Below are 917 nucleotides of genomic sequence, written 5' to 3' on the forward strand. Positions count from 1 at the left end.
GGCATATGTTCGAGTACTGTGGAATACTGCCCAGGACGCCCGTACAGGCGTTTGTGGGAAGCAATTCTCCTGAAATCCTTAAAAATTTCAATGGTGGTATCTGTCACTCGCACATCGACCTTATCTTTGATATACTGATAAGGCACCGAGTAGTACATTTTGTCTACGGCGATGTGATAGTTGAACTGTACTGTGGCGGTACGATGTTCAGCTAATTCAAAGCGGGTGGCAGGCAGGGGCATGAGCAATGGCTTCTCATCTTCGAGAAACAGCTTCTGTCGGCTGCCTTCTTTCTTTTGAAAAGAAGCCGCGTTGTACTTTTTGAGCTTTTTCCTGATTTCCTGGTTCAATTCTTCCAGAGAGAAAAACTGTTCATTACGAAGCGCAGCTGTGATCCATGTAGAGACATGGCCAACATTTCCTTCTACACTTGGCTTATCCTTCGGGGCACGTACCCGGGCCGGAATGATAGCAGTGTTGTAATGCTGTGCCAGTTCCTCATAGGACTTAATCAGGACAGACTCATATTTGTCACTCTGTTTACGGTTCGTTGCTGTAGGAGCATTGTCTGATACCAGAATCGGCGTAACGCCGCCAAAGAACTCGTACATATGGACATGAGCGGTAATCCATGACTTTTGTTGTTCATTGATGAACGCTTCGACAAAAGCATACTGGCTGTAGGTCATAACACCAACAAAGATCCATGCTTCGGTAATTTCACCGGTATCCGGATCAATAATCTTTGCCGGATCACCAGCCCAGTCAACCTCGATCTGCTGGCCTGCTTTCCGCGGGATGTGCATGGTAGCACGGCTTTTTTGCTCGTTCTGCTGAATGTAATAACAGAACTGGGAATACATCAAAGCATCATCACCATTCTGACTGCATTCTTCGAGGTATTCTGTCCAAAGGAG

Annotated in this window: 1 protein-coding gene; it reads right to left on the minus strand. The window is 46.5% G+C overall.

The features are described from left to right. On the minus strand, positions 1-917 hold a 917-nt coding region (gene istA, locus ABCW45_RS17720; RefSeq protein ID WP_343221294.1), incomplete at both ends, for an IS21 family transposase.

The organism is Pilosibacter fragilis, assembly GCF_032490495.1.
Lineage (GTDB): Bacteria > Bacillota > Clostridia > Lachnospirales > Lachnospiraceae > Pilosibacter > Pilosibacter fragilis.